Source organism: Klebsiella sp. GL120222-02 (assembly GCF_003097195.1).
GTDB classification, from domain to species: Bacteria; Pseudomonadota; Gammaproteobacteria; order Enterobacterales; family Enterobacteriaceae; genus Klebsiella; species Klebsiella variicola.
In genome coordinates this window covers 210,998-230,097 of sequence record NZ_QEQO01000004.1, presented here as the reverse complement: position 1 = coordinate 230,097, position 19,100 = coordinate 210,998, and the positions used below count along the sequence as shown (strand labels likewise).

Sequence of the window (19,100 nt, the reverse complement as noted above, 5' to 3'; positions counted from 1 at the left end):
AACCGCAATGCGTGAATACAATCAGTTTGGACAGGAACTCGGCGCCGCGCTGCCTGACTGGCAACCGCGTCCATGGCCAGCACGGCAGGTATTACAGGGCAGCCGCTGTCGGCTCGAACCACTGACTCTCGCGCATGCCAGCGACCTGTTTGCTGCTCACCAGCTGGCGCCAGACGCCCGCAGCTGGACGTGGCTGCTGCGTGAACCTGAGAGCAACCTTGCAGAATTCAGTGCCTGGGTGGAGCAGGTCGCCACGCTGGCAGACCCGATCCATTTTGCCGTCGTTGACCAGCGGCAAGGGAAGGCGGTTGGCTCACTGGCATTAATGCGCATCGACGCCACCCACGGCGTGGTAGAGGTGGGACATGTGCATTTTTCACCGTTGCTGAGCCGAACGGCTATGGCCACCGAAGCGCACTGGCTGTTAATGCAGTATGTGTTTGATACGCTCGGTTATCGTCGCTATGAATGGAAATGTAATAGTCTCAATATGCCGTCGGGCCGGGCGGCAAGACGGCTGGGTTTTCAGTACGAAGGACGTTTTCGTCAGGCACTGGTGAGCAAAGGACATAACCGGGATACGGACTGGTTTTCGGTGATAGACGGCGAATGGCCGCAGCTGGATAACGCCATGCGGCAATGGCTGGCCGCCGACAATTTTACCGCCGACGGCCAGCAGCGCCGCATTCTGGAGAGCTTCCGTTAACGACGTTTTTTGCGCCCCTGCACCGCTTTAAAGCGGGGGTTGCTCTTACAGATAACGTACAGCCGCCCTTTGCGCTTGACCAGCTGACAATCCGGGTGGCGCTGTTTGGCGCTGCGTAATGAGTTAACGACCTGCATCATGCCTTCCTTTTCGCATCAATAAAGCCGCCGAAGCGCTGACGGAACCGGGCCGCGCTGCCCTCGCTGGCGAAGGTTTTTTGTTTGCCGGTGTAGTACGGATGCGATTTCGAGGAGACGTCGATCGTTACATACGGAAAAGTTTCGCCGTCGAGTTCAATCACGCGATCGGTGCGGATGGTGGAACCGACTTTAAAATACTCATTAACGCTGGTGTCGTGAAACACCACCGTGCGATAGGGGGGATGGATATGGGCTTTCATGATGACCTCGTCATTATGTTATAACATAACATTTAAGTTACGCCGTTCCACGACAAAGATCAACCATGTTCAAATTAAGGGTAATGGGCCTAAGGCGAGTTTCCCCGCCTTAGGTTTCAGGGCGCCAGACGGTGGGCGATGGCGCGTAGCTGTTCCGCGATGGCCTGCAGATCTTTGCCTTGCTCAGTTCTGGCGCCGCTGGAATGACGTATCACCAGGCGCGCCGGCAGGATGGATGAAGTATGTGGCGCACCGCTGGTGCTGGCGAGGATCCGCCGCACCGCTTCTTTCCCCTGCAGATCGAGGTCCAGCGACACCGTACTCAGCGCCGGATAGAAAAAGGAGCTTTCGTAGGTATCGTCATAGCCAATGACGGACTTCTCCCCCGGCACCGCCACCTGGTGCTGATGGAAGGCGCTGAGCACCCCCAGCGCCATCTGGTCATTACCCACCAGCACGGCGCTGAAATTGGGCGTTTCGCGCAGCATCTGCAGCGCGCCGGCATAGCCGCTTTGCGCATCCCAGTTGCCGTGCAGAACGGTCACCGGCTTCAGGCCGTAGCCCTCCAGAGTCTCCAGCCAGCTTTTCAGCCGGAGTTTGGCCGAGACGGAGCTGTCCGGCCCCGCCAGCAACGCGATCTCCCGATGCCCCATCTCATAAAGATATTTGACGCTGGCCCGGGTGCCATCTGCCGGATTAAACGAAACGTTAAACACGGAACTGTAGGGGTCGACATCGAGAAAAAGGCAGACGATATCATCGTTGTCAGCGGCGATTTTCTGCGCCTGCTCGGTCTCCAGCGGCACGTTGATAATGACTTTATCCACCCGCTGAGATTTCAGCTCATTGATGGAATCCTGGATACTTTGGTTGACGCTCTCATCGATCATCGAAATCAGGACCTGGTAACCTTCCAGATTGGCATAGCGTTTTACCGCCGCCGCCACCTGGGAAGGCGCATGCCAGGCCAGCGAAATCGTCACCAGCCCGACCGTCTGACTCTCCTTCCCCACCAGCTGCTGCGCCAGCCGGTTTGGCACATAGCGTAAGGCCTCTATCGATTTCTCCACCTTGCGGCGCGTCGCTTCGGATACATTGGCAGATTTATTGAGTACCCTGGACACGGTCTGGTAAGAGACGCCCGCATGGCGTGCGACGTCTTCCAGAGTAGCGCTTTTAGACTTCATGGTCCGGTTCCTTATGTTGTTATCCCATGATTGTAACAGGGGCCATTTGAAAAAACGCTCACCGCCACCTTTCATCGCAAAATTACACCACAAAAAGTATTACGTTCACAACATAGTTAATTGTGAATCACCTCACCCATCACAACAAAAACCAGCATGATTATTTGCACTTAGTCACACAATAATCATATCTCGTTTGCCTGAAGTTACATTTAGGCATTTTATGACATCAGTTATGTGAACGTAATACAAAACAATAAGAGGATAGAGATGAATACGACACTGCGCGCCCTTTCCGCCGCGTTAGCCGCTGCGCTAATCGCCCCTTCCGCGTTTGCGGCGACCGCCGCAATCCCGAGTATCGATTTCCATGGCTATATGCGCGCCGGGGTTGGGGTCTCCGGCGATGGTAGTGAAGCGGAATGGCAAAAGAACAAGCTGGGCCGTTTGGGTAATGAATCGGATACCTATGGTGAGCTGGAGCTGGGCTCCGAGGTCTACAAGAAAGATGACGTCAGCTTCTATCTCGACAGCATGGTCAGCATGGTCTCCGACGGCTCTAACGATAATGAAACCACGCTGAATGATGATGCACAGTTCGGTTTACGTCAGCTGAACCTGCAGATCAAAGGGCTGATCCCCGGCGATCCGAATGCAGTGATTTGGGGGGGTAAACGTTACTACCAGCGCCACGATCTGCACATCATCGATACCAAATACTGGAACATATCCGGCTCCGGGGCCGGGGTGGAAAACTACACCCTCGGCCCTGGCGCCGTCTCGCTGGCCTGGATCCGCGGCGATGCCAACGACGTTGACTATCGTGTCGATGGCGACAGCAACGTCAATATTAACTATATCGATTTACGCTATGCAGGCTGGAAGCCGTGGTCGGGTTCGTGGACCGAATTCGGCATCGACTACGCCATGCCGAACACCACCAAAAAACAGGACAGCTACGGCGGGCTGTACGATGCCGAGAATGGCGTGATGCTGACCGGTGAAATCAGTCAGGATATGCTGGGCGGCTATAACAAAACCGTGCTGCAGTATGCCAACAAAGGGCTGGCGCAGAACATGGTCTCCCAGGGCGGCGGCTGGTACGATATGTGGAACTACGTGAACGATGCCACCGGCTATCGCGTGATTAACACCGGCCTGATCCCGATTACCGAAAAGTTCTCCATCAACCACGTCCTGACCTGGGGCTCGGCGGATGATATTACCGACTACACCGACAAAACGCGGATGCTGTCGCTGGTTGCCCGCGGGCAGTATCAGTTCACCGACTACGTCCGCCTGATTGGCGAAGTCGGCGGTTTCTATCAGAAAGACAGCTATAACAATGGCACCAGCTACAAACAGGCCGGTGAGAAATATACCATTGCGCTGGGCCTCGCGGACGGGCCGGACTTTATGTCACGCCCGGAATTACGCATTTTTGCTTCATACCTGAATGATTCTGAAGATGGTAAACCGTTTGAAGACCAGACGGCGAATAATACCTGGAATTTCGGCGTGCAGGTTGAGGCCTGGTGGTAATATCGCGCTGGTAAGACAAAAACGTTATTTATATCTCCAACTGTAAGGTCATTAATTACCCTCCGGTAATCATTATTGCCACTGCTGTCTTTGTCTTATTTTCGGGATAACCTGTTTTCAGGTTATCCCGTTTTATTTATTTCCTGGTAACAAAATGCTCATCCAGCAATTGACGCAGCGCATCGGACTGCTTACCGAAAATAGCATGCACCTGCTGGCCGAGAATAATGACGCCCAGCGCGCCCTGCTGCTGTAATGCGTCAGTATCCACGGCCGCAAGGTGACGAACCGTCACCCGCAGACGAGTAATACAGGCATCCACTTGCGTAATATTCGCTTCGCCACCAAAGGCCTGAATAAGCGCCTCGATTTGCTGTTTTTCCGCCTCGCTTAACGGCTGTGCCGGACGTGCAGGAGAGAAATAGTGCAGAAAGGATTTTAAACTCACCATCATAAGCTCCAGGTTTAAGATAAAAAAAGCCTGCTCAGCAGAGCAGGCATGGAGAAGAAGAAATTACGCGTGGCGACGAAGAATACGGCAATCCCATGCTGAGAGGTTCAGCGGGTCCGGCGCCGCCGCGTCGGTCAGGCAATCCCGATACCCCGGCGGCAGAGTCAGAGTATGACTTTGCGCGCTGTAGTTCTGCAGGAAGACAAACGTACTCTCACCGTCGGTGCGCGCGGTAGCCACTACGCCGGGCGGTAAATCCGCCGCTATCGCTCGTGGCAGATCCAGCTCCCTGCTCAGGGCAGCAAAGAAATCGCGCTGGAAGGCTAAATCGTTGCGGGAGGCGACATGCCAGGCTTTACCTTTCCCGAAACCGTTCACCGTCACCGCCGGCCGTCCGGCATAGAAATCATCCCGGTAGGTGGCCAGCGTCTGAGCGCTCTCGGTATGGATTAGTTCACAGAGATGCCGCACCTGATAGGGACCCTGCAGACCGCACTGATTCCCGGCAAGCCCCTGCACAAGATTAAACTCGCCGTCATTCAGACAGTCGATCTCTTCCGCCCAGATCCCCAGCAGATTGCGCAGCGGGCCCGGGAAGCCGCCGAGATAGCAGAGATCGGACTCATTGACGATGCCGGTCCAGTAGGTGGTCACCAGGTGGCCGCCGCTGGCGACAAACGCCTCTGCCCGCGCGGCAAAACCGTCGCGCACCATATATAACATCGGGGCAATCACTAACCGGTATGGCGTTAAATCGACATCAGCGTCAATCACATCGACGGCAATGCCCTGTTCCCAGAACGGACGGTAGTGTTCGTTGACCGTCTTCTCATACTCCATACCCAGATTGCGCGGCCCCTGGGCGTCATCAAGCGCCCAGCGGTTTTGTTGGTCGAAGATAATCGCTACTTTCGCCTCGGTGCGACAACCCCGGACCTCCGGTAGCTTGCTCAGTATCTCGCCGAGCTGGCTGACTTCACGACCAATACGGGTATCAATGTGCCCGACGTGGTCAACCACCGCGCCGTGAAATTTCTCAACCGAACCGCGGCTTTTCCGCCACTGGAAATACTGCACCGAGTCGGCGCCATGCGCCACCGCCTGCAGCGAGGAGAGAATATGCATTCCCGGCTTCTTCAGTTTGCTGGTCGGCTGCCAGTTGGTGGCGCCTGGTGTGGACTCCATCAGCACAAACGGTTTGCCGCCCTTCAGGCTGCGCATCATGTCGTGATACATCGCGGTGTAGCAGGCCAGTGCGGTTTCGTCTTTATCGCGGTGCCACATCGGATAGCTGTCCCACGAGATAAAGTCCAGTGCCTTTGCCAGTTGCCAGTAGTCGTAATCGTAGAAATACTCCATAAAGTTAGTGGTCACCGGCAGGGAGGCGTTAGCCGCCTTCAGCGGGGCAATTTCATGGCGGCAGAAATCGGTCACCTGAGCGGTGTTAAAGCGATGCCAGTCAAGATTGAGACCGTGGATTGACACCTCGCCCTGTGGCGCAGGTGATTCAATTTGCGACCAGTCGGTATAGGTATGACTCCAGAAGGTGCTCCACCAGGCCTGGTTGAGGTTCTCCAGGGTCTGGTAACGCGCCTTCAGCCAGTCACGAAAACGGTTCTGGCAGAGATCGCAATGGCATTCACCGCCATATTCATTGGAAATATGCCAGCCCAGTACCGCCGGGTGTGAAGAATAACGCTCTGCAAGCAGGGTATTGATTTTCAGGGTTTTCTCGCGATAGACCGGTGACGACATACAGTGGTTGTGACGGCCGCCGTGCAGGGCCGGCACCCGATCGCGTCCCACCCGCAGAACCTGCGGATAGCGCTGAGACATCCACGCCGGACGCGCGCCGCTCGGCGTGGCCAGAAAAACATGAATGCCGGCGGCATACAGTTTATCGAGGATAGTATCCAGCCAGGCGAAATTAAATACCCCTTCGCGTGGCTCCAGTTTCGCCCAGCTAAATATTCCCACCGACATCACATTGCATTTTGCCTGCTGCATCATGGCAATGTCTTTATCAATAATATCGGGGTCATTCTCCCATTGCTCCGGATTATAATCCGCGCCATGCAGCAGCGTACTAACCTTCGGATGTAAAGGTGCAAATTTATTCATAATAAACTTCCTGAAAAAAACGACAAAAAATTAATTAAAAACTTTTACCGACGGCAATACTTTTCCCTGGCAATCAAATAGCGCCTGATTTTCACGTGCATTGCCTTCTTTCCACTCGTCGTGGATATATTTCATCCCCGCCGGGGTAGCCCAGGTATTTCCCGGCACGGCAATCCACGTGGGCTCCCAGTAAAAAATACCTTTGCCGCGCTGGTCGGGAACATCTATGACGGCCTGCATCAGATCGTGAATATAGTGATATTGCCCCTGCACGGTGGCGGGATAACCCCCGTCCTTTTCCTCTTTCGCCTGGAAACTATTTTCCGCGTTGTCGCAGTTGGCCAGGGTATAGGCATAGGCCGCCTCGACGACGATAACGTCTTTGTTATAGCGTTTGCTGATGTCATCCATGTTAGCCTTCAGGGCGCTGATCGGGCCATTCCAGTAGGTGTACATCGACAGACCAATCACGTCATACGGTACATGGCGTTTATCAATCTCATCAAACCACCAGCGGAAGGTATCGTTCTTGGTCCCTTCGGCCAGATGCAGCATGATTTTCACTTGCTCGCCGTTACGTAGATTCTCCTTCAGGCCATCAATGGCCGCGTTCAGCAACCCGGCCAGCCGGTCGAACTCGCCGCCCCCCTGCCCCCAGCTTTTCCCTTCCGGCCACAGGATGCCGCCGTTGATCTCATTGCCGATCTGCACCATATCCGGCAGGACGCCTGCCTGCTTAAAGCGGGCGATGGTATCGCGGGTATAGTCATGAATCGCCGTTTTCAGCTGCGGATAATCCATCTTTTCCCAGGCTTTCGGCTTGAACTGCTTGCCGGGATCGGTCCAGAAATCGCTGTAATGAAAATCGAGCAGCAGTTTCATCCCCTGGGCTTTCGCCCGTTTCGCGAGGGTCAGGGTGGTGGCCAGGTCGTTATTTCCGCCGCCATAGCCCTCGCCGCTCGCCGATTGCGGATCCACCCACAGACGGAGGCGAACATAGTTGACGCCGTTCTCTTTCAGAATCGCGATCGGATCCTTGCGCTGATTATTCTGGTCGTAGAACGTCGCCCCGTGCTTTTCGGCATTCAGCAGCGTGGAGATATCCGCGCCTTTGATAAAGTCCGCCGGCATGCCCTGAAACGCGCGGGTTTCAAGCGCGTCCGCGGCCAGAGAAGAGGTGGAGAAACTGCATGCCAGACAAACCGCAAGCCATGCGGGGGTGAATCTTTTCATGTGCTTATCCTTTAGTACTGCCCGAGGTCAGGCCGGAGACAAAGTATTTTTGTAACGCCAGGTAGAGGATCGCCACCGGTACGGCAATCAGCACCGCCCCCGCCGCGTAGGTGGTGTAGCTGGCACCCATTTTTTGCGCCACCAGGTTATACAGACCGATAGGCAGCGTGTATTTATCCGGGGTACGCAGGATGGTACTGGAGAGGATGAAATCGCCCAGCGGACCGGTGAAGGAGAACAGCGCCACCACCGCGAGGATCGGCCTCGACAACGGCATGATGATCTCGATAAAGATGCGAAAGCTGCTGGCGCCGTCCATGCGGGCGGACTCATCCAGATCTTTGGGGATCGCGTCGAGATACCCCTTCATCAGCCAGGTATTCATCGGGATCATCCCCCCGACGTAGATCAGCACCAGCGCCAGATGGCTGTTAATCAGGCCAAGCAGTTGCGATAGCACAAAGATCGCAATCAGCGCGGAAAACTGCGGGATCATCTGCAGCAGCAGGAACAGCATCAGCCCGTTCTGCCGCCCTTTAAAGCGGAAGCGGGAGAAGGCGTAAGCGGTAAAGCTGACGCTAATCAGGGTCAGCACCATGGTCAGAAAGCTGATTTTCATCGAGTTCCAGTACCAGGTGAGGTAATTCACATTGCCATTGAACAGATCGGCATAGTGCTGGAACGACAGGTTTTCCGGAATGATCGAGGTACTGAGCAGGCTATTGCCGGCGTTCAGCGACGCCCCGACCGTCCAGACCAGCGGATAGATGATCACCACCGAGACCAGAATAACCACCAGCCAGGTGAGAGAGAGTCGGATCCACTTTTCGCGTTTAATACTGGGTGATTGAGCCATGTTGCTTCCCTTACGCCATGTCGTCATTTTTGAAGGATTTGGTGGCGCGGAACTGCCACAGCGCCAGGCCGACGACAAAGATCGACAGCAGGATCGTGATGGTCGCCGCGATGGCGTACTGCGACGAGGACATCGTCAGCTTATAGATCCACGACACCAGAATATCCGTCCCACCGGCGTTGGAGCCTGCCACCGCAGGACCGCCGTTGTTAAACAGATAAATGATGTTGAAGTTATTAAAGTTGAAGGTGTACTGAGTGATGATGATCGGCGCGATCGCGTACAGCACCAGCGGCAGAGTGATGGTGCGCAGACGGGTAAAGGCGCTGGCGCCGTCCATCGTCGCCGCTTCATACAGATCGTCCGGGATCGCCTGCAGCACGCCGGTGGTCATGGCAAAGACAAACGGGAAGCCAAGCCAGGTCTGCATCATGATCAGCGCCGTTTTAGTCCAGAACGGGTCGGTCAGCCATGCCTTCGGGCTGATACCGAAGAACGACAGGATCGCGTTGTTGATGACCCCGAATGAATCGTTGAACATACCGGCAAAGACGAGGATGGTGACAAACCCCGGCACCGCCCACGGCAAAATAAAGATGGTGCGGATCAGCGGCTTAAAGCGCAGATCTTTTTGATTCACCAGAATCGCCAGCAGCACGCCCACCGTACACTGCAGGGTGGTCGCCAGCAGCGTCCACACCACGGTCCACTGCAGCACATCCAGGAAGGTGGAGCGCCAGATAGAGAGGGTGAAAATATTGACGAAGTTTTTCAGCCCCACCCAGTCCACCAGCTTCGCCGGCGGCGTGTGGTACAGGTTGTAGTTGGTGAAGGCGATGGCGAAACCGAACAGAATGGGAAAGATCACCACAAACACCAGCAGAATAAAGCCCGGGGTGATCATCAGGTACGGGAAGCCGTCGCTCAGCAGCATCTGGTACTGCTTACGCACGCTGTTCAGGGCGATCCCCTCATCGCGTTTTTTGCCGTTCAGCCACGCATCCCGCAGCGAGAGAAAATAGATCAGCACGCCAAAGGCGACGATCAGCACACTGATAATCCCCTCCGCTAACAGGAAGATAGAGTTATCCCGCGGTACCTCTTCACCCAGGGTATATAACCCCCACAACCCCTCACGCAGGAAATCATAAAAAATCCCCAGAAAGCTGCTCAGCAGCACCAGGAAGACCAGCCCTTTCAGCCACTGGCGATGATAAAACTGACCGAAACCCGGCACGATTGCCAGCAGCAGGCCGCACCATGCATGGCGCCCGGGCCCGCGTGCGTCGCTAAAATTTTCGCTGGAATGGATGCTCACACTCGACTCCTTCTACAAACGGGAGGTCCCCCTCCCGCTCGGTGACTTCACGTGACGGTGAATTACTGATTGCTGGCCTGCATTGCTTCGATCTGCATCGTGATCTGTTTCACCGCGTTATCGAGCGCGGCCTGCGGCGCCTGCTTACCGGTGAGGCTCAGTTCAAGCGCGGCGTTGGCCGGCCCCCACACTTCCCCCATCTCCGGAATGCCCGGCATCGCCACCGCTCGCGCCGACTGGATGGCGACGGCACTGGCCTTTTGGTCGTTTTTAATCACCGGATCGTCAATCATCGCCTTCAGCGGCGGAATTTCGCCGGTGGCGACATAGCGGGCTTTCACATACTGCGGCTGGTTGATGAACTCGATAAACTGTTGCGCCAGCGCTTTGTCTTTACTCCAGGTCGATACCACATAGCCTTTGACGCCCAGGAAGGAGCTCATCGGCTTGCCGTCCGGCAGGGTCGGCAGGGGCGCCACGCCATAGTTAATGCCAGCGGCTTCATACGGCTGGAAGGCCCAGGGGCCGTTGATCACCGCCGCCGCTTTTTTCTCGGTAAACAGGGAATCGATGGCATTCAGCCCGTTATCGCCGAGGATCCCCGCTGGAAAGACCTTCTCGGCATAGAATTTTTTCAGGAAGGTGACGGCTTCGACGGCGCCGGGGGTATTGAGGCCCACTTGCTGCGGGTTAAAGCCACCGCTGTCGTTTTTAGCAAAGATATAGCCGCCCATCGGGCCAATCGCCCCCCAGCTGTAATAGATCTGGTCAAACTTGGCGAGCAGGCCGTATTTGTTCTGCTCGCGCTGGGTTTTCGAGTAGTCCAGCCAGGCCTGCAGGCTGTCCAGCGGCTTGTCGATCAGGTCCTTGTTATAGATAAGCACCAGGGTTTCCACTGCTTTCGGGATCCCGTACAGCGCGTTGTCCATGCGGAAGGCATTGATGGAGGCTGGCGTAAAGGCATCCTGTTTCGCCTGATCGACACTGAGCGGCGAGAGTAGTCCCTGAACCACGGCGCCGCCGAGCTGGTCATTCGGGATCACCAGCACGTCCGGCCCAATGCCCGCCGGGCCGTCGAGGCGCAGTTTTTCCAGCTGCTGGGCATAAGGCATCTCCTGGAGATTAACCTTCACGTTGTACTGCTTTTCAAAATCGCTAACCGCGGTTTTGATGCCGGCGGATTTTTTAATGTCTTCCCAGACGTTGAGCTGCCCGGCGGCGTGCGCCTGCAGGCTGGTGAGTTGCCCCGCCGCCAGGGTGGTAAGGATCAGTGCAGCAAGCGTGTTCTTTTTCATTATCAACCTCATGTGAAGGTATAACAATTTAATGGTTTTTATTGGGCTTATTTCTGCCAGTCAGAAAAATAAATCACTTCAAACTGCCGAGTTATATGAGAAAAAGGTTCCGGCTCTCTTTTGTTATACGCTACCCGTAGATCGCTGACAAAACTACCATAAGCTGCCAGTTGTGTGATCATCATTACAGAAATGAAACGCCGCTGTATGGCGCTAAAACTGCGGAAGTTATAGTCAGGGCATGATTTTACTGCTGTTGAACATCGCCACGCTGATTTGTTACACGTAATACAATTCATGCTACACACAGCGACAAAGCAACGGCAAACAACAGCTACTCACTTCGGGGAATGTGAATGTCCAATATACGACTGAGGAATGTCACCAAAAGGTTCGGCAGCACGGTGACGCTGCACCAGGTCAATCTCGATATTGAAGATGGCGAGTTTGCCGTTTTCGTCGGTCCTTCCGGCTGTGGAAAATCGACGCTGCTGCGCATGATTGCCGGTCTGGAAGAGGTCAGCGAGGGTGAAGTGCTGATCGGCGATGAGGTGATGAATGATGTCGTGCCCGCCCGCCGCGGCGTGGCGATGGTCTTCCAGTCCTATGCGCTCTACCCGCACATGACGGTGGCAGAGAACATGGGCTACGGGTTGAAGGTGAATAAAGTGCCGAAAACGGAGATCCGTCGCCAGGTGGAAATGGTGGCTAAAACGCTGCAGCTCTCGCACCTGCTGGATCGTAAACCGAAGCAGCTCTCTGGCGGCCAGCGGCAGCGCGTGGCCATTGGCCGGGCGATCGTGCGTAATCCCCGGGTGTTTATGTTCGATGAGCCGCTCTCTAACCTCGATGCGGAGCTGCGCGTCGATATGCGCCTGCATATTGCCCGTCTGCACCAGGAGCTGAAGACCACCATGGTGTATGTCACCCACGATCAGGTAGAGGCGATGACGCTGGCCGATAAAATCGTGGTCATGAACTACGGGAAAGTCGAACAAATGGGTTCGCCGATGGCGCTGTATTACAATCCGGTCAACAAATTCGTCGCCGGCTTTATCGGCTCGCCGAAGATGAACTTTTTGCCGGCCATCGTCAGCGACTGGCAGCCGGAACGCTTAACGGTCACCCTCGCGCAGGACCATCAGTTGGTCCTCAATATCGCTACCCAGCCGCTGAAGCCCGGCGCCGCAGTGACGCTGGGGATCCGGCCAGAGCATCTCACGCCCGACGTCACTACCGGTACCGTGGTGGAGTTTCAATGTGAAGTGGTGGAGCGTCTGGGTAACAATACCTATCTGTTCGGCCAGTGCTACGGCCACGATAACGTCAAGGTCCTGCTGCCCGGCGACGTCCATTTCCGCCCGTGGCAGAAAATAAATCTGGCCTTCGATGAGCGCTTCTGCATGGTATTTGATGAGAATGACCTGCGTATCAGCGCTGATATCCCGGCGCCGGATGCGCACTAGCTAACATATTGCTGTCATCTGCGCCGCGTATGCTGCGACTGAATGCCGGAACACACCCTGCCCGGCATTCACACCCTCATTTTTATTCTGCTGCATCGGAATCATCCTTCTCTCCCGGCATCGCAGCCTCTCGCGATGCCGGTTTTTTCGCGACCTCAGCTCACTTCTCTCGCTGCGCCTGATTTATCTTTCGCATATACTGATGACACCCGGCGAACGATAAGGACACAGGCATGAGGACCCGGCATCTGGTGGCGCTGTTTACAGGGGTGCTGATACTGGCCATCATCCTGCCCATCTCACTCAGCATCTGGCAGGCAGCGCGGCAGGCCAAGCTGCAGTTCTATCGTGAACTGGATGACTATTCCAACCGTATCGTCGTCCGCACGCTGCAGGTTGCCGATCAGGCCAGGGAAGCGCTACGTGAGGCCGACTCACACACCGCCGCCTCCTGTAGCCCTGAGCACCTGCTCACGCTCCGCCGCATCGCCTATACCCATCGCTACATTCAGGAAGTGCTCTGGCTGCGTGATTCCGTGCCGCAATGTTCCTCCCTGGAAGACCATAGCGTCGCGGTCACCTTTCCCCCGCCGGACCACATTGCCCCTGACGGCTATCGCACCTGGCTGACCTCAATTAACGATCTCGGCCTTAATCACCAGATGACGGCCATGGGCAGTCAACAGCATATGGTGATGATCGATCCCATCTCTTTTATCGATGTGGTTCCTGCCAGCGAGGAGAAGATCCATACCATGCTGTTTGGTTTGGATCACCTGAAAATGGTGATCAGCAGCCAACCGCTGCCGGATACGGTCTGGCAGCGTATTAAAGATCCACATGTTAATATGCTGACGCTGGATAACACGGTCTATCGGATCCAGCGCATTCCCGAGCTGGGCTCCGGCATCGTGACCTGGTCGTCGACGCTGCCGCTGCAGCAGCGTATTCGCCAGCAGCTAATCTTCTGGCTCCCTGTCGGCATCTTCACCAGCCTGCTTGCTACCTGGCTGCTGCTGCGCCTGCTGAGACACCTGCGATCACCACGCAACAGTATGCTGGACGCCCTCAACTCCAAAGCGATTCAGGTTTACTACCAGCCGATAATCTCGTTGCAGGATGGGAAAATCGCCGGGGCCGAGGCGCTGGCCCGCTGGCAGCAACCCGACGGCACCTTTTTATCGCCGGATATTTTTATTCCTCTGGCCGAGCAGACCGGGCTGATTACGCAGTTGACGGAAGATATCGTCAGGAAAATTTTTACCGATCTCGGTCCCTGGCTGCGGCAGCGGCCGGAAGTGCACATCTCCATCAACCTGTCGGTAGATGATTTACGCTCGCCCACCCTACCGACGTTGTTACACGATCAGCTGCAGCACTGGGGGATCGCCGCCGAACAGATCATCCTTGAAATCACCGAGCGCGGATTTGTCGATCCGGAGACCACCATGCCGGTGATCGCTCACTACCGTCAGGCCGGGCATCGTATCTCGATTGATGACTTTGGCACCGGCTACTCCAGCCTGAGCTATCTGCAGAAACTGGACGTCGATACGCTGAAAATCGATAAATCTTTTGTCGATACCCTCGAGTACCGGCCGCTGACGCCGCACATTATTGAAATGGCCAAAGCGCTCAATCTGGCCACCGTCGCCGAAGGGGTGGAAACCGAAAGCCAGCGCGACTGGCTACGACAGCATGGCGTCCAGTACGCCCAGGGATGGCTGTACAGCAAGGCGCTGCCGAAAGAGAAGTTCATTCTGTGGGCGGAAAATAACCTGCATGCCCATTAAGCGACAGGAGCGTTGAGCGGAACGCCAGCCGGAGCGGCCTCTTGGCCGCCCGCGCCTGGGCGCTACTTCAGATAGGATTTAATGACCTGCATCACCGTTTCCAGATCCGCTTCACGCTGTGTCTCTTCAGGCTCTTTCACCACATGGTCGGTCAGATGCCCCTGAATAACCTGCAGCATCATACCGTTGACCGCGCCGCGAATCGCCGCCAGCTGCTGTAGCACCTCAGCGCACTCATGCTCGCGATTGAGCATTTTCTCTAACGCGGAACTCTGCCCCTGAATTTTTTTCAGTCGGGTCAGTAACATTTTTTTGTGTCGAACTGTATGTGACATTGCACGATCCACCGTTTCATTCTGTCCGTGATTACCGACCTTCATCATCAGTAACGCCTGCCAGCATAGCATGATCCCTTTTGTCAGCCGCTTTTTCTACTGGGGGGTAGTATTTTACTACTGGGGGGGAGTAGGATAAACGCACTTTTGGCAAGGATCCCGATATGAACGATTTCACTTCCCTTCTGCAGCAAGGTAATGCCTGGCTGTTTATTCCCAGCGCGATACTGCTCGGTGCCCTGCACGGCCTTGAACCGGGCCATTCAAAAACCATGATGGCCGCCTTTATCGTGGCGGTACGGGGAACGTTAAAACAGGCGGTGCTGCTGGGGCTGGCGGCGACGGTTTCCCATACGGCAGTGGTCTGGCTGATCGCCATGGCCGGCCTGTGGTTTGGCCGCGGCTGGAACGCGCAGACCTCCGAACCCTGGTTTCAGCTGATCTCGGGGATAGCGATTGTACTGATTGCCTGCTGGATGCTCTGGCGCACCTGGCGCGAATCGCAGCCCCATACGCATCATGATCACCACCATGAACATGATCACCACCATGACCATCACCATGCGTCCTCATCCGCCGTGCCGCTGGTGGCGGAGGAGTGGCAGGACGCGCATCAGCGGGCTCATGCTCAGGAGATCAACCGGCGCTTTAATGGCCGCCAGGTGACGACCGGGCAGATCGTACTGTTTGGCCTGACCGGCGGGCTGATCCCCTGTCCGGCGTCCATTACTGTGCTGCTTATCTGTTTACAGCTGAAGAAATTTTCGCTTGGCGCCACGCTGGTACTGGGCTTTAGCGTTGGTCTGGCGCTGACGCTGGTGGCTTCCGGGGCTATCGCCGCGCTGAGTCTTAAACAGGCCACCCGCCGCTGGCCCTGGCTTAATGATGTCTCGCGCAAGGCGCCCTGGTTCTCAGGTTTACTGATTATCGTGGTGGGGATCTACATGATGGTTCACGGCCTGAGCGGCCTGTAAGCGTCGGCTCGCCCTCTTGCGGATAGAGAGGGCGAGTCGTTAATTCAGGAGACTATCTCCTGCGGAGTGCTGACCGCTTTGCGGCTGACGGGCTGGCGAAACCACGGCAGGCACAGCTGGATCAGCGGCCCAATCGACAGCGCGTAAATCACGGTGCCGACGCCAAACTTACCGCCCAGCAGCCAGCCAATCACCAGCACGGTAAGCTCAATAGCCGTACGGATACCGCGTAATGACCAGCCGGTACGAGCGTGCAGACCAGTCATCAGGCCATCACGCGGCCCGGGGCCAAAGCCCGCGCCGATATACATCCCGGTGGCGATAGCATTCAGCACAATCGCCCCCACCAGCAGCACACTGCGAGCCACCAGCGACTCCAGCGGCGGCAGGACGGCCAGCGTGGCATCCGCCGCCAGCCCCAGCACGATAACGTTGCTCACCGTGCCGAGCCCCGGCATTTGCCGGATCGGGATCCACAGCAGCAGCACCGCCGCGCCGGTCAGGATAATCACCGTACCGAAACTGATACCCAGCTGTTTAGCCACCCCGAGATGGAAAACATCCCACGGATCGGCGCCAAGATTGGCATGCACGAAGAGCGCCGTGGACACGCCATAAAGTACCAGGCCGATATATAACTGCAGCAGGCGACGAAGCATATTTTTTCCTCTACATCATTGCGAATGCCCTTATCATCAGCAAAAATGGACTGATAATTAATGGCCAGTTTTGGAAAAGTGGATCGCTATGTCAACCCGACGCTTTGGAACACAATCGCTGGTACGCCTGCTCGGCAACTGGCAGGAGTCCACTTCACGCACGCCGCTATGGCGTCAGCTAGCGGAAGCGCTCCGCCTGCTGATCCTCGACGGTCGCCTGACGCTGCAAACGCGCCTGCCCGGCGAGCGTGAGCTGGCGGCGGCGCTGAACGTCAGCCGGACGACCATCGCCAGCGCGCTCGGCCAGTTGCGGGAGGAGGGCTTTCTCTACAGCCGCCAGGGAAGCGGTTCGCGCATTGTTTTACCAGAACGCCCCGCCGACCTGCCGCCCCCCTCAGGCATCCCCTCCTCGCTGAATCTCTCTACCGCCGCCCTCAGCGCCGGACCGGAAGTCCATCAGGCCTTCCAGCATGCCATGACGCTGCTGCCGCCCTACCTGGGCCAGACCGGCTACGATCAACAAGGGCTGCCAGTACTGCGGGAGGCGATTGCCCGTCGCTACAGCGAACGCGGTCTGCCGACGCGGCCCGATGAAGTGATGGTGGTCAACGGCGCCCTCAGCGCCTTCGCATTGATCCTCCGCCTGTTTACCGGCCCGGGTGACCGGGTGGTCATCGATGCCCCCACCTATCCGATGGCGATTAGCGCCATTCAGGGCGCCTCCTGCCGCCCGGTCGGCGTCGCGCTTCCACAGCAGGGATGGGACTGTGATGGACTCGCGGCGACTATTGCGCAGACCGCGCCGCGTCTGGCGTGGCTGATGCCGGATTTTCACAATCCCACCGGGCGCTGTATGGATGCTCCCACCCGCCAGCGGGTCGCGGACATCGCCGCCAGGACGCGGACGACGCTGGTGATCGACGAGACCATGGTTGATCTCTGGTATAACGCGCCACCGCCCCCGCCGCTGGCCTGCTTTAATCCCGATGCCGCGGTGATCACCATTGGCTCAGCCGGGAAAAGTTTCTGGGGGGGACTGCGCATCGGCTGGATCCGCGCCAGTACGCGAACCATCGCCTCCCTTATTCAGGCTCGCGATTCCCTGGATTTGGGTACGCCTCTGCTGGAGCAACTGGCCTGCAGCTGGCTGCTGGCCAATGCCGCCACGCTGCTACCGCCGCGGCGGGAAATGCTGAAGGCGCGCCGGGACATGTGCGAAACGTTAATGGCGGAATATTTTCCCCGCTGGCGATTTTCACCGCCGAAAGGTGGGCTCTCTTTTTGGGTGGAACTCCCTGACATGCTGGCCACGCTGTTCTCTGCGCGCGCGGAAAGTCAGGGGATCCATATCGGCACCGGCACGCGCTTTGGTCTTGAGGGAGCCTTTGATCGCTATTTGCGTCTGCCATTTACACTGCCAGACGAAGCATTGCGCCAGGCCTTCTCCACGCTACAACCGCTGTGGCAAAGCCTTGCAGAACAGAAGGAAAATACGCGTTTGCGGAAAATAATATAAGAAAATATCGACGGGCTGGCATCAGCCCGTCAAATGACCATCATCCATGAGGTATATGAGATGTTTTTATAAAATTGCCTGAGTATCCTGCCCTCTGGTTATGGCATCCCGGTGACAGAAATAAGGCAATTTCATTAATGCTGGCGCGGAATAGGAAACCCTTTCAGGGAAATAATAAAGCCATCTTCATCTTTTTTAATTTTAGCGCCGGTGTCACACCAGTCGGAGGCAATGCGAAAGAACTCATCACTACCGATATTCCAGTTCAGGCGCACGTGTTTTACGTATCCTGAGCGCAACATATCGCAGGCTTCGCTATAGTTGCTGGCTGTAGAGAATTGTTGTTTCATTTTTTCTTCTTCAGAAGTTTTCTTAATGCTTTGATTTCTTTAGGGGTTAATGGGGTCGCTTCCTCTTCGGTATGCTGGCTGTCAATGTCCTCTTCCGTCACCCCCGCCTCACCTGCTGATTCCTCCAGCTGAAAAGCCAGCTGCAGCAGCTTTTCCGTTGCCGTTCCCAGGTTCTCGTTATTCACTTCCGCATAATGACGCAGCTTCTCTTTTAACTCGGCGTCAATTTTTACATTCAAAACCACTGTGGTCATAGCTACGCTTCCCGTGCAATAAAATCATCATAATTAATACACGAAGTTAACATGCTGATCCAGAGATATATTTTATAGCATGGCTCTGGCAACAAATTCCCATCAATAAGATGCCTTTTATTTATGACATGCAAATGACATTAATATTTCAGTAGCATTTCAGATTTATGACAAGTAAATATTATGGAATAAAAACGGGTTGTTTTAGCAACAAAAAATAATATGTGATCCGTATCAGATATTAATTATAGCAGGGATAAAGACCGGACAAATACAAGGGAGATATCAGGAGGGCGAAATGGGTGGGGGCCCTGCCAGCTACATCCCGGCACACACGTCGTCTGCTCTGGCTGCTTCCTTCCGGACCTGACCTGGTAAACAGAGTAGCGTTGCGGGAGAACCAACAGAGCCCCCATTGAGAGCGTTAGTTACCCAACGCGCTGGCGCATTATCCCTGCTGACCTGGTGAATTGCAAGCTCACCCCGATCGCCTGCTGGTTTATTGCACAATACGCCAATAAAACCAACAACTCACGGCCAGGCTGTGAGATTGGGAGCACGCGCTCAGCACATTGCCGGGTTATCCACCATACTTAGCCCTCTTGCGTCACCTTTAATCATCAGCACCTTGTCTCGACGGTAAT

Annotated in this window: 19 protein-coding genes and 1 other RNA gene; 6 read left to right on the top strand and 14 right to left on the bottom strand. The window is 55.8% G+C overall.

The window, feature by feature from the left end; genetic code table 11:
* Positions 1-7 precede the first annotated feature (7 nt).
* Positions 8-706, top strand: coding sequence for a GNAT family protein (locus tag N438_RS15000; protein ID WP_012968815.1), 699 nt, complete (start codon positions 8-10; stop codon positions 704-706).
* Here the strand turns inward: N438_RS15000 and ykgO are convergent.
* From ykgO to N438_RS14985, 3 genes are all read right to left on the bottom strand, one after another.
* Positions 703-843 (bottom strand): type B 50S ribosomal protein L36, encoded by a 141-nt coding sequence (ykgO, locus tag N438_RS14995; RefSeq protein WP_002892018.1) that lies wholly within the window; start codon positions 841-843, stop codon positions 703-705. The two genes, N438_RS15000 and ykgO, sit on opposite strands and share 4 nt — an antisense overlap.
* Complete coding sequence (locus N438_RS14990; RefSeq protein ID WP_008805431.1) at positions 843-1,106, bottom strand: type B 50S ribosomal protein L31; 264 nt, start codon at positions 1,104-1,106, stop codon at positions 843-845. The genes ykgO and N438_RS14990 overlap by 1 nt, the downstream gene beginning before the upstream one ends.
* Before the next feature lie 116 nt (positions 1,107-1,222).
* Positions 1,223-2,293 (bottom strand): LacI family DNA-binding transcriptional regulator, encoded by a 1,071-nt coding sequence (locus N438_RS14985; RefSeq protein WP_008805430.1) that lies wholly within the window; start codon positions 2,291-2,293, stop codon positions 1,223-1,225.
* Positions 2,294-2,563: 270 nt separating this feature from the next.
* Here N438_RS14985 and N438_RS14980 point away from each other — a divergent pair, with 270 nt between their 5' ends.
* Complete coding sequence (locus tag N438_RS14980) at positions 2,564-3,835, top strand: maltoporin (protein WP_012542669.1); 1,272 nt, start codon at positions 2,564-2,566, stop codon at positions 3,833-3,835.
* A 136-nt stretch (positions 3,836-3,971) separates the two neighbouring features.
* Here the strand turns inward: N438_RS14980 and N438_RS14975 are convergent, their stop codons facing one another.
* From N438_RS14975 to N438_RS14950, 6 genes are all read right to left on the bottom strand, one after another.
* On the bottom strand, positions 3,972-4,286 hold the full coding sequence (locus N438_RS14975) for a glucose PTS transporter subunit EIIB (RefSeq protein WP_012968816.1): 315 nt from the start codon (positions 4,284-4,286) through the stop codon (positions 3,972-3,974).
* A gap of 63 nt (positions 4,287-4,349) precedes the next feature.
* Positions 4,350-6,407, bottom strand: coding sequence for a beta-galactosidase (locus N438_RS14970; RefSeq protein ID WP_116696358.1), 2,058 nt, complete (start codon positions 6,405-6,407; stop codon positions 4,350-4,352).
* A 30-nt stretch (positions 6,408-6,437) separates the two neighbouring features.
* Complete coding sequence (locus tag N438_RS14965; protein WP_012968818.1) at positions 6,438-7,640, bottom strand: arabinogalactan endo-beta-1,4-galactanase; 1,203 nt, start codon at positions 7,638-7,640, stop codon at positions 6,438-6,440.
* Between the two features lie 4 nt (positions 7,641-7,644).
* Entirely contained in the window at positions 7,645-8,496 is an 852-nt protein-coding gene (locus tag N438_RS14960; protein ID WP_004204761.1) for a sugar ABC transporter permease, read from the bottom strand.
* A gap of 10 nt (positions 8,497-8,506) precedes the next feature.
* Complete coding sequence (locus N438_RS14955) at positions 8,507-9,814, bottom strand: sugar ABC transporter permease (protein WP_008805425.1); 1,308 nt, start codon at positions 9,812-9,814, stop codon at positions 8,507-8,509.
* Between the two features lie 62 nt (positions 9,815-9,876).
* Positions 9,877-11,109: a maltodextrin ABC transporter substrate-binding protein gene (locus tag N438_RS14950; RefSeq protein WP_012542673.1), complete on the bottom strand. Its 1,233-nt coding sequence runs from the start codon at positions 11,107-11,109 to the stop codon at positions 9,877-9,879.
* A gap of 356 nt (positions 11,110-11,465) precedes the next feature.
* On the opposite strand from N438_RS14950, the gene ugpC reads away from it, so the two are divergent.
* Positions 11,466-12,575: a sn-glycerol-3-phosphate ABC transporter ATP-binding protein UgpC gene (gene ugpC / locus N438_RS14945; RefSeq protein WP_008805423.1), complete on the top strand. Its 1,110-nt coding sequence runs from the start codon at positions 11,466-11,468 to the stop codon at positions 12,573-12,575.
* 233 nt (positions 12,576-12,808) lie between these two features.
* Positions 12,809-14,368, top strand: coding sequence for an EAL domain-containing protein (locus tag N438_RS14940; RefSeq protein ID WP_116696357.1), 1,560 nt, complete (start codon positions 12,809-12,811; stop codon positions 14,366-14,368).
* A 62-nt stretch (positions 14,369-14,430) separates the two neighbouring features.
* On the opposite strand, the gene N438_RS14935 is transcribed toward N438_RS14940, so the two are convergent.
* A complete protein-coding gene (locus tag N438_RS14935; protein ID WP_012542675.1) occupies positions 14,431-14,703 on the bottom strand; it encodes a metal/formaldehyde-sensitive transcriptional repressor in 273 nt (90 codons plus the stop codon).
* A gap of 164 nt (positions 14,704-14,867) precedes the next feature.
* Between N438_RS14935 and N438_RS14930 the strand changes: the two genes are divergently transcribed.
* Positions 14,868-15,677 carry a nickel/cobalt efflux protein RcnA gene (locus N438_RS14930; RefSeq protein WP_032753764.1) on the top strand — a complete coding sequence of 270 codons (810 nt, stop codon included), beginning with the start codon at positions 14,868-14,870 and terminating at the stop codon, positions 15,675-15,677.
* Between the two features lie 44 nt (positions 15,678-15,721).
* On the opposite strand, the gene N438_RS14925 is transcribed toward N438_RS14930, so the two are convergent.
* On the bottom strand, positions 15,722-16,336 hold the full coding sequence (locus N438_RS14925) for a membrane protein (RefSeq protein WP_008805419.1): 615 nt from the start codon (positions 16,334-16,336) through the stop codon (positions 15,722-15,724).
* Positions 16,337-16,424: 88 nt separating this feature from the next.
* Between N438_RS14925 and N438_RS14920 the strand changes: the two genes are divergently transcribed.
* On the top strand, positions 16,425-17,852 hold the full coding sequence (locus N438_RS14920; RefSeq protein WP_116696356.1) for a PLP-dependent aminotransferase family protein: 1,428 nt from the start codon (positions 16,425-16,427) through the stop codon (positions 17,850-17,852).
* A gap of 134 nt (positions 17,853-17,986) precedes the next feature.
* Here the strand turns inward: N438_RS14920 and N438_RS14915 are convergent, their stop codons facing one another.
* The 3 genes from N438_RS14915 to ffs form a co-directional block, all read right to left on the bottom strand.
* The gene (locus tag N438_RS14915; RefSeq protein ID WP_004142688.1) at positions 17,987-18,202 is read right to left on the bottom strand and encodes a hypothetical protein; all 216 of its coding nucleotides are present in this window, start codon (positions 18,200-18,202) and stop codon (positions 17,987-17,989) included.
* Positions 18,199-18,456: a hypothetical protein gene (locus N438_RS14910; protein ID WP_002891977.1), complete on the bottom strand. Its 258-nt coding sequence runs from the start codon at positions 18,454-18,456 to the stop codon at positions 18,199-18,201. The genes N438_RS14915 and N438_RS14910 overlap by 4 nt, the downstream gene beginning before the upstream one ends.
* Positions 18,457-18,765: 309 nt before the next feature.
* Positions 18,766-18,862, bottom strand: an RNA gene (ffs, locus tag N438_RS14905) — signal recognition particle sRNA small type.
* Positions 18,863-19,100 lie beyond the last annotated feature (238 nt).

What these genes read in the sequence shown, in the direction of transcription:
- N438_RS15000 (WP_012968815.1), top strand. Translation starts at nt 8, where the DNA reads ATGCGTGAATACAATCAGTTTGGACAGGAACTCGGCGCCGCGCTGCCT.
- ykgO (WP_002892018.1), bottom strand. Translation starts at nt 843, where the DNA reads ATGCAGGTCGTTAACTCATTACGCAGCGCCAAACAGCGCCACCCGGAT.
- N438_RS14990 (WP_008805431.1), bottom strand. Translation starts at nt 1,106, where the DNA reads ATGAAAGCCCATATCCATCCCCCCTATCGCACGGTGGTGTTTCACGAC.
- N438_RS14985 (WP_008805430.1), bottom strand. Translation starts at nt 2,293, where the DNA reads ATGAAGTCTAAAAGCGCTACTCTGGAAGACGTCGCACGCCATGCGGGC.
- N438_RS14980 (WP_012542669.1), top strand. Translation starts at nt 2,564, where the DNA reads ATGAATACGACACTGCGCGCCCTTTCCGCCGCGTTAGCCGCTGCGCTA.
- N438_RS14975 (WP_012968816.1), bottom strand. Translation starts at nt 4,286, where the DNA reads ATGGTGAGTTTAAAATCCTTTCTGCACTATTTCTCTCCTGCACGTCCG.
- N438_RS14970 (WP_116696358.1), bottom strand. Translation starts at nt 6,407, where the DNA reads ATGAATAAATTTGCACCTTTACATCCGAAGGTTAGTACGCTGCTGCAT.
- N438_RS14965 (WP_012968818.1), bottom strand. Translation starts at nt 7,640, where the DNA reads ATGAAAAGATTCACCCCCGCATGGCTTGCGGTTTGTCTGGCATGCAGT.
- N438_RS14960 (WP_004204761.1), bottom strand. Translation starts at nt 8,496, where the DNA reads ATGGCTCAATCACCCAGTATTAAACGCGAAAAGTGGATCCGACTCTCT.
- N438_RS14950 (WP_012542673.1), bottom strand. Translation starts at nt 11,109, where the DNA reads ATGAAAAAGAACACGCTTGCTGCACTGATCCTTACCACCCTGGCGGCG.
- ugpC (WP_008805423.1), top strand. Translation starts at nt 11,466, where the DNA reads ATGTCCAATATACGACTGAGGAATGTCACCAAAAGGTTCGGCAGCACG.
- N438_RS14940 (WP_116696357.1), top strand. Translation starts at nt 12,809, where the DNA reads ATGAGGACCCGGCATCTGGTGGCGCTGTTTACAGGGGTGCTGATACTG.
- N438_RS14935 (WP_012542675.1), bottom strand. Translation starts at nt 14,703, where the DNA reads ATGTCACATACAGTTCGACACAAAAAAATGTTACTGACCCGACTGAAA.
- N438_RS14930 (WP_032753764.1), top strand. Translation starts at nt 14,868, where the DNA reads ATGAACGATTTCACTTCCCTTCTGCAGCAAGGTAATGCCTGGCTGTTT.
- N438_RS14925 (WP_008805419.1), bottom strand. Translation starts at nt 16,336, where the DNA reads ATGCTTCGTCGCCTGCTGCAGTTATATATCGGCCTGGTACTTTATGGC.
- N438_RS14920 (WP_116696356.1), top strand. Translation starts at nt 16,425, where the DNA reads ATGTCAACCCGACGCTTTGGAACACAATCGCTGGTACGCCTGCTCGGC.
- N438_RS14915 (WP_004142688.1), bottom strand. Translation starts at nt 18,202, where the DNA reads ATGAAACAACAATTCTCTACAGCCAGCAACTATAGCGAAGCCTGCGAT.
- N438_RS14910 (WP_002891977.1), bottom strand. Translation starts at nt 18,456, where the DNA reads ATGACCACAGTGGTTTTGAATGTAAAAATTGACGCCGAGTTAAAAGAG.